The organism is Pseudomonas sp. PME37.24/006 (assembly GCF_055556635.1).
In genome coordinates this window covers 1-239 of record NZ_JBVHNL010000284.1, presented here as the reverse complement: position 1 = coordinate 239, position 239 = coordinate 1, and the positions used below count along the sequence as shown (strand labels likewise).

Below are 239 nucleotides of genomic sequence, written 5' to 3'. Positions count from 1 at the left end.
GTCACCTTCGAGCAATATCTGGTCACGCGCGTGCGCGGATCGATGATCGACGCGCTGCGCCGCAGTGCCACGATCACGCGCGGCGCGATGCAGCGCAAACGTCTTTATGCCGAGACGGTCGCTGCGATGACCACCGAACTCGGCCACGCGCCCGAGGAAGCGCAGGTCGCCGCCCGGCTGGGGGTGACGCCGGACAAGCTGCGGCTGGACTATGCCAATGCGCAGCCGGTGCGCTTCGA

1 protein-coding gene is annotated in these 239 nt (G+C 67.8%); it reads left to right on the top strand.

Annotated features, from left to right (window positions below; translation table 11 throughout):
- Window positions 1-239: sigma-70 family RNA polymerase sigma factor (locus ACZ3GY_RS24750; protein WP_465912467.1), on the top strand; the 239-nt coding region annotated here is incomplete at both ends.